The organism is Bacillus sp. SIMBA_074 (genome assembly GCF_046534555.1).
GTDB lineage: Bacteria > Bacillota > Bacilli > Bacillales > Bacillaceae_G > Bacillus_A > Bacillus_A mycoides.
In genome coordinates, this window is record NZ_JAWRYM010000009.1 from 159,614 (window position 1) to 167,155 (window position 7,542).

Genomic DNA, 7,542 nt, shown 5'->3' on the forward strand with positions numbered 1-7,542 from the left:
CCAATTTTTAGATTTCAAAAATTTCGTTATAAAGGAGAATAATGTTATGGAGATTGCTAAAGGGGTAGAGATGTTACATCTTGAATTTCAAGAGTATATTATTCACCCAATTCTTTTATGGGATGATGAAATGGCAGTTTTAATAGATACTGGATTTCCTGGACAAATTGAAGATATACGAATAGAAATGGGTAAGGTTGGAGTATCGTTTGATAAACTAAAAGCCGTGATTTTGACGCATCAAGATATAGATCATATAGGTAGCCTTCCTGAACTATTACAAAACTGTGGAAGTAATATAAAAGTCTATGCTCACGATCTAGATAAGCCATATATCGAGGGGGAGTTACCTTTGTTGAAGGATGCACAAGTACAGAATCCACCAAAAGGAAAAGTGGATGATACTTTGGTTGAAGGCCAAGAACTTCCATATTGCGGTGGTATTCTTATTATTCATACCCCAGGGCACACTCCTGGTCATATTAGTTTATATTTGAGACAAAGTAAAACTCTTATCGCTGGGGATTCAATGTATAGTGTAAACGGAATTTTAGGGGGAATTCATGCCCCAACTACTTTGGATATAAAAGAAGCGCAAAATTCTTTGAAGAAGTATTTAAATCTAGAAATTGATTCTGTAGTTTGTTACCATGGTGGATTAAGTAAGGGGAATATAAATGCACAAATTCAAGAGCTATAGATAAGAATTTTTTGTTAATCAGTGCTAAAGTATAATTTAATTGCTAGTATATAAATAAAACCCTTAAATTAATAAAGAGCATGTTTGAAGGAATTTCAAATGTGCTCTTTATTAAATATAATCAATTTAATTTTGATGACTTAATCCATTCCAATAAAACGAAACGATTTCTTTTGCTAATTCATCTATATTTGCAAGAGTAGGATTGTGATTCTCATCTTTAAAATTCCCGATTGATAATAAAGCGACGAAAGCATGGGCAGCAAATTTAGGATTTCCTTTAGGAATTTCTCCAAGGAGAATTGAGTTATCTAGCGCTTTTCCCAACACTTCATACATGTTATTCTCGGCATTTTTTAATTCCTTTAATTGCTCTTCAGATAAAGAAAGTTTTGCATCTTTCATAAAATTATTCATATCAATATCCATCGTTGCGTGTAAGTATACTGTAGCAAAGTTCAATAATCTTTCTTCCAAAGTTTTATTCGTAGAGAGTATTTGATCCATATTTTCTCTTATGCGCACCATCATTTGAATCATAGTAGCGGTAAATAGATCAGCTTTTGTTGAATAGTAATAGTAGACAGTTGCTTTTGTAACCCCACATTCTTTCGCGACCTCATCCATTGAAACAACTTGATAATTTTGAGTGAGAAATAACCTAGTTGCAACTTCTAAAATGATTTCTTTTGTAGACTTTGTATTTTTATTTTGACGAGGCCTTCCGAGAGGACGTTGTTTTTGATCCAAATACATTCGCTCCTGACATTTATTATTGAGATAATTATAACATAATTTTTTAATCATTCTTGATTAATTAACCGACCAGTATATATAATTAATATTGGAGGGAAAAAGGAAGGTGGGGTTTTATGAAAAAGCACCCGTTACATATGTTAGGGAGGCTTGTAGCAGGGAAGAATACGCAATGGATAACTTTATCGGTATGGATTCTTATTACATTAGTACTTTCATTTACGTTACCACAAGTAAACAGTACGAAAGAACCGAATCCGAAAAATTTACCTGAAACAGCTATGTCACAGCAAGCTGAAGCACTTATGAAAAAAGAATTTCCTAATAATGCAGGAAACCCGTTGTTAGTTGTATGGCATCGGGATGGTGGATTAGAGTCAAAAGACTACAAATTAATACAGGACGTTTATAAAGAGTTAAAAACGGACCCTTTAAAAGAACAATCATTGTTACCACCATTTGATACAATTCCAGAGCAAGTATTATCAAAAAGTGCATCCAAAGATGGTACATCATTTGTCACACCAATATTTTTTAATAAATCTGCTGGAACGGATATATTAAAAGGTAATTTAGAAGAGTTACGAAAAATAGTGAATAGTAAAGTGGATGAAGATCCGTTCAAACAAAAAATTACCGACTCTGGTTTACATGTTCGATTATCTGGACCTGTAGGTATTCAAACGGATGCGGTAAGTTTATTTAGTCAAGCTGATGTGAAATTATTAGTTGCTACTGTACTACTAGTATTGGTTTTATTAATTTTACTGTACCGTTCACCAATTTTAGCAATTTTACCTTTACTCGTTGTTGGTTTTGCATACGGAATTATCAGTCCGACACTGGGCTTTTTAGCAGACAATGGATGGATTAAAGTAGATGCACAGGCTATATCGATTATGACTGTCTTACTGTTTGGAGCAGGAACGGACTATTGTTTATTTCTTATTTCAAGATATAAAGAGTACTTGCTAGAAGAAGAAAGTAAGTATAAAGCATTGCAACTTGCGATAAAAGCATCAGGTGGAGCAATTATAATGAGTGCACTTACTGTAGTATTAGGGTTAGGAACGTTATTACTTGCTCATTATGGAGCTTTTCATCGATTCGCAGTTCCATTTAGTGTGGCTGTTTTCATTATGGGAATCGCTGCTTTAACGATTCTTCCAGCATTATTATTAATTTTCGATAGAGTTGCATTTTTCCCGTTCATACCGAGAACAGCTGAAATGAATGAAGAGTTTGCAAGAAAGAAAAAGAAAGTAGTAAAAGTAAAAAATACTAAAGGGTTCTTTAGTAAAAAACTTGGGGATATTGTTGTACGTAAACCGTGGACAATTATTATGCTAACCGTATTTTTATTAGGAGGCTTGGCTTCATTTGTACCGCGTATTCAATACACGTACGACTTATTAGAATCATTCCCGAAAGATATGCCATCACGCGAAGGATTTACATTAATTACGGATCATTTTTCAGCTGGAGAATTAGCGCCAGTAAAGATTGTAGTTGATTCAAAGGGGAAAGATTTACCTATTAAACAAGAAATAGAGAAATTATCTTTTGTTAATAAAGTGAAAGAGCCAATGAAGGGAAAAGAAAATAATCAAATACAAATGTATGAAGTTTCTTTAGCGGAAAATCCTTACTCTATTGAAGCATTAGATCAAATCCCTAAATTGGAAAGTAGTGTAGAAAAAGTATTGAAAGATGCTGGGATTAGTAATGCTGAAAATCAATTGTGGATTGGAGGAGAAACAGCTTCATTATATGATACAAAACAAATTACTGAACGTGATGAATCGGTTATCATTCCTGTTATGATTGGTATCATAGCTTTACTTTTACTCGTTTACTTACGTTCTATCGTTGCGATGATTTACTTAATTGTAACTGTCGTTTTATCATTCTTCTCTGCATTAGGAGCGGGGTGGATATTACTTCATTTCGGAATGGGAACTCCGGCGATACAAGGGGCAATCCCGTTATATGCATTCGTATTTTTAGTTGCTTTAGGTGAAGATTATAATATCTTTATGGTTTCAGAAATATGGAAAAACAGAAAGAAACAAAATCACTTGGATGCAGTAAAAAATGGTGTTATACAAACAGGTAGTGTAATTACATCCGCAGGTTTAATTTTAGCAGGAACATTTGCAGTATTAGGTACATTGCCAATTCAAGTTCTTGTTCAATTCGGTATTGTGACAGCAATCGGTGTATTGCTAGATACATTTATTGTAAGACCACTGCTTGTACCTGCGATTACAGTTGTTTTAGGCCGCTTTGCTTTTTGGCCAGGGAAACTTTCTAAAAAGAGAGAAGAAGTACAAAAATTGGATATATAATAGAGAAGAGCCAAGGATATTTTCCTTGGCTCTTTTCTATGTAGTTCATTAATTTTTTGAAGTCAAATCATCAGTTACAACGTGATCAGCATCTTCAATGGTTGTTTCGGGCATTCCATATAAGCCGTTCATTGCTTGCTCTTCGATGTTAAGATTTGCAGTATTATTATTTTGAATAGATGTAGTGTTTTCGATAACATTTTCTTTTTTATTTACATTTTTGTCATTCATGTTTGAATCCTCCAAACGTCATTTGATTTATTAATAGTATGTGGATGGATTTCCAGAAATATGTGAACGAATTTCTGCAGATGTTATATAGTTAAATAAAAAGCTTAGTATTAAATTTAAACTGTAAGGAGTGAACAAGTGTGGTGAAAACAAGAAAGTTAGCCTTCTAAAATAAAAATAAAATTTTAGGAGGCTATTAAAATGAAGTTTCATGTAATTGACAGAGAAAATTGGAATAGAGAGCAGTATTTTGAACATTATTTAAAATTAAAGTGTTCGTTTAGTATGACAGCGAATGTTGATATTACGATGATGCTAGAGGAAATACATCAAAAGGAAATTAAATTTTATCCGACTTTTATTTATGTAATTTCTAGAGTGATAAATAAACATACAGAATTTCGAACATGTTTTAATGATGAAGGAGTTTTAGGGTATTGGGAGGAAATGATACCTAGTTATACAATCTTTCATAAAGATGATAAATCTTTTTCAAGTATATGGACGGATTATTCTAGCGATTTCCACATTTTCTATAAAAACTATGAAGAGGATATGAGATGTTATGCTAATGTTCATGGTTTCTTTACGAAAGAAAATATTCCGCCAAATATTTTTCCGATTTCTGGTATACCCTGGACTAGTTTTACAGGATTTAATTTAAATATTAATAATGATGGTGATTTTTTATTACCAATTATTACTTGTGGGAAATATTTCAATGATGGAAGCAGGGTTATGCTACCTGTTTCATTGCAAGTACATCATGCGGTTTGTGATGGATATCATGCGAGTCGATTTATAGAGGATTTACAGGAGCTAGCTAATACTTGTAACGAGTGGCTTAAGTAATATCTAATTATTAATTATATAAAATTGAAAATGAATAAGCGTTAAAATAAAAAGAAGAGAACATATGTATATTACATGTTCTCTTCTTTTTATTCATTCATACTAAGTAACAGTGGAAAATATAGGTTGATTTGTAGTTTAATAGTGAATAGAGTGATTAGTTCTAAATTTCTTTATTTTATAATTATTTAAGGGTTCAAATGTTTTAATAGGGGGAAGGTAAAGTGAAATTCATACGTATTGAAAAAGATGAAATCCTAATTAATAATATGGCAAAATTGTATTGTAAAGCATTTGAGAAAACAATTTTTACTGAAATGATTGAGAGAATAAAAAGACATATAGAATATGCAGATTTTAAAGGTATAGTAGCAATAAATGATGAAAATGAGGTAGTTGGTTTTACTTATGGTTATCGCTCATTAGAAGGGCAGTACTATAATCAATTAATGAGAGAAGCGTTAAATCTAGAACAAGCAGACGAATGGTTACAAGATTGTTTTGAATTTGTAGAGTTAGCAGTTCACCCACAATATCGAAATGAAGGTCTTGGAATGAAATTACATAATGAATTATTAGAAGGGATTTCAAATAGAACGAGTATTTTAACAACACAAATAAACAATGAAAAAGCGCGTTCTTTATATAAAAGATTGGATTGGGTGGATGTATTAGAGCCATTTCACCCAAGTAAAAGTGATGCCCCATATGTAATAATGGGAAAAATATTAAAGATAAAAGTAAATTAATAACTATATCGTTCACAAAAGTTATCGGTTTATAACAATGAAGGGGAAAACAAAAATGACAATAATATCTATAGAAAAAGCTACAATTTTAGATGCTGAAAAGTTAACAGAAATAATGAAAAGAACATTTGATGAAGAAGCAAAGCGATGGTTATACGGCCAAGGTGATGTAATTGATTATAACATTCAACCGCCAGGATATTCTTCAGTTGAAATGATGAAATATTCAATTGAAGAATTGGATACTTACAAAGTGATAATGGATGAAAAAGTAATCGGGGGAATTATAGTTACGATCTCTGGTAAATCGTACGGAAGAACTGATCGTATTTTTGTAGAGCCTTTTCTTCAAGGAAAAGGAATTGGATCGCGGGTTATTAAGTTAATAGAAGAAAAATTTCCGAACATAAGGATTTGGGATCTTGAAACATCTAGTAGACAAATTAGTAATCATCATTTTTATAAAAAAATGGGCTATGAAATAATTTTTAAATCTGAAGATGAGTATTGCTATGTAAAAAGAAAAAATGTAGATGCAGTTGGAGAGAACCTAATTAAAAATAAAGATATGAAAAATGGTCAATACGAAAACTGTAATTTGGTTAATACAGAATATTATCAAGTAAATTTAAAAAATAGTGCATTTGTTGGTAGTAATATAATGCATATGAATATGAGTAATTGTAATATAAGTCAATCAACCTTTAGAAATATTAATTTTAGAAATTCCTCATATGCAGATTTAAATATTTCTGGCAGTAAATTTAATTTTGTGACTTTAGGTGGAGTTCAATTTAGAGATACAAGCCTTGGAGAGGATAAAGATCCTATTTCATTTGATAGATGTGATTTGGAAAGTACTACAATACGTAGTAGTAATCTGAAAAATATTGAAATAGAAAATTGTGATATTACCGGTATGAAAATAAATGGTATTTCAGTAGAAGAACTGCTTGAGTTGTATAATAGGGTGAAAAATTAAATAAAAAATCACTTAGCATATTCTAAGTGATTTTTTCATTTTGAACGAGAGGGAATATAAGAGATGATGTTCAAAAAGCGAATATTATATCGAAATAATTATATAAAAATAACACAAAGAAATAAGGGTTGGCAGGATTTTAATATGAGATATTAGAATATGAATATTTGAATGGAGGGGAGAAAGATGGAGATTAACGTTAGAGCAGTAGAAATACAAGATGCTAGAGCAATTCATCGTATATGCATACAAGATGATGTTTTACCTTATATGGTTTTCTTACCTAGTATGCGTGTAGATGCAATGGAGAATAGAATTCGAAATTTAGCACAGAATCAATTTGAATTTGTAGCAGAATATGATGGAGAAGTTGTTGGATTTGTCGGTTTAACCCAAAGTCCAGGGCGAAGATCTCACTTGGGTGATTTATTCATCGGAGTAGATAGTGAGTATCACAATAAAGGAATTGGAAAAGCACTTCTTACAAAAATGCTTGATTTAGCTGATAATTGGCTAATGTTAGAACGAGTGGAACTTGGTGTATTAGAAACGAATCCTAGAGCCAAAGTATTATATGAAAAATTTGGATTTATCGAAGAGGGTGTAAAGGTTGGGAATTTGAAGGCTCATGGGAATTTTGTTAACGAAATCATGATGAGTCGTTTTAGACCAAATGGTTTGATTGTACATAATAAATAGGTGAGAACTTAAAAGAAAGTTGTACACGTTAAAAGAAAGTAGTACAATTCAAAATAAAATTATACAATTCAAAACAAAGTTGTAGACTTATTGTGAAGTTAAGAGAAAATAATACATAATAAAAAGCATGATATATAATAAAATGTACCCTATAGAATAGACACTGAAAAAAAGTCTATTCTATAGGGTATTTCTTGTATAATGAGAGAAAATTGGAATCGGAGA

8 protein-coding genes are annotated in these 7,542 nt (G+C 31.5%); 6 read left to right on the top strand and 2 right to left on the bottom strand.

What is annotated here, in order from left to right; all coding sequences use genetic code 11:
* The first annotated feature begins 46 nt into the window (after positions 1 to 46).
* Positions 47 to 700 carry an MBL fold metallo-hydrolase gene (locus SB773_RS13010; RefSeq protein WP_002031870.1) on the top strand — a complete coding sequence of 218 codons (654 nt, stop codon included), beginning with the start codon at positions 47 to 49 and terminating at the stop codon, positions 698 to 700.
* 126 nt (positions 701 to 826) lie between these two features.
* Here SB773_RS13010 and SB773_RS13015 read toward each other — a convergent pair whose 3' ends face one another.
* The gene (locus SB773_RS13015) at positions 827 to 1,450 is read right to left on the bottom strand and encodes a TetR/AcrR family transcriptional regulator (protein ID WP_410590272.1); all 624 of its coding nucleotides are present in this window, start codon (positions 1,448 to 1,450) and stop codon (positions 827 to 829) included.
* A gap of 122 nt (positions 1,451 to 1,572) precedes the next feature.
* Here SB773_RS13015 and SB773_RS13020 point away from each other — a divergent pair, with 122 nt between their 5' ends.
* The gene (locus SB773_RS13020) at positions 1,573 to 3,804 is read left to right on the top strand and encodes an MMPL family transporter (RefSeq protein ID WP_410590274.1); all 2,232 of its coding nucleotides are present in this window, start codon (positions 1,573 to 1,575) and stop codon (positions 3,802 to 3,804) included.
* A 48-nt stretch (positions 3,805 to 3,852) separates the two neighbouring features.
* On the opposite strand, the gene SB773_RS13025 is transcribed toward SB773_RS13020, so the two are convergent.
* On the bottom strand, positions 3,853 to 4,035 hold the full coding sequence (locus tag SB773_RS13025; RefSeq protein ID WP_002012828.1) for a DUF4021 domain-containing protein: 183 nt from the start codon (positions 4,033 to 4,035) through the stop codon (positions 3,853 to 3,855).
* A 201-nt stretch (positions 4,036 to 4,236) separates the two neighbouring features.
* Here SB773_RS13025 and catA point away from each other — a divergent pair, with 201 nt between their 5' ends.
* The 4 genes from catA to SB773_RS13045 all read left to right on the top strand — a co-directional run bounded on the left by catA (position 4,237) and on the right by SB773_RS13045 (position 7,317).
* Complete coding sequence (gene catA, locus SB773_RS13030; protein ID WP_002085665.1) at positions 4,237 to 4,887, top strand: type A chloramphenicol O-acetyltransferase; 651 nt, start codon at positions 4,237 to 4,239, stop codon at positions 4,885 to 4,887.
* Between the two features lie 224 nt (positions 4,888 to 5,111).
* A complete protein-coding gene (locus SB773_RS13035; protein WP_410590277.1) occupies positions 5,112 to 5,636 on the top strand; it encodes a GNAT family N-acetyltransferase in 525 nt (174 codons plus the stop codon).
* 37 nt (positions 5,637 to 5,673) lie between these two features.
* Positions 5,674 to 6,618: a GNAT family N-acetyltransferase gene (locus SB773_RS13040; protein ID WP_410590279.1), complete on the top strand. Its 945-nt coding sequence runs from the start codon at positions 5,674 to 5,676 to the stop codon at positions 6,616 to 6,618.
* Positions 6,619 to 6,804: 186 nt separating this feature from the next.
* Complete coding sequence (locus SB773_RS13045; protein WP_410590281.1) at positions 6,805 to 7,317, top strand: GNAT family N-acetyltransferase; 513 nt, start codon at positions 6,805 to 6,807, stop codon at positions 7,315 to 7,317.
* Positions 7,318 to 7,542: the final 225 nt, after the last annotated feature.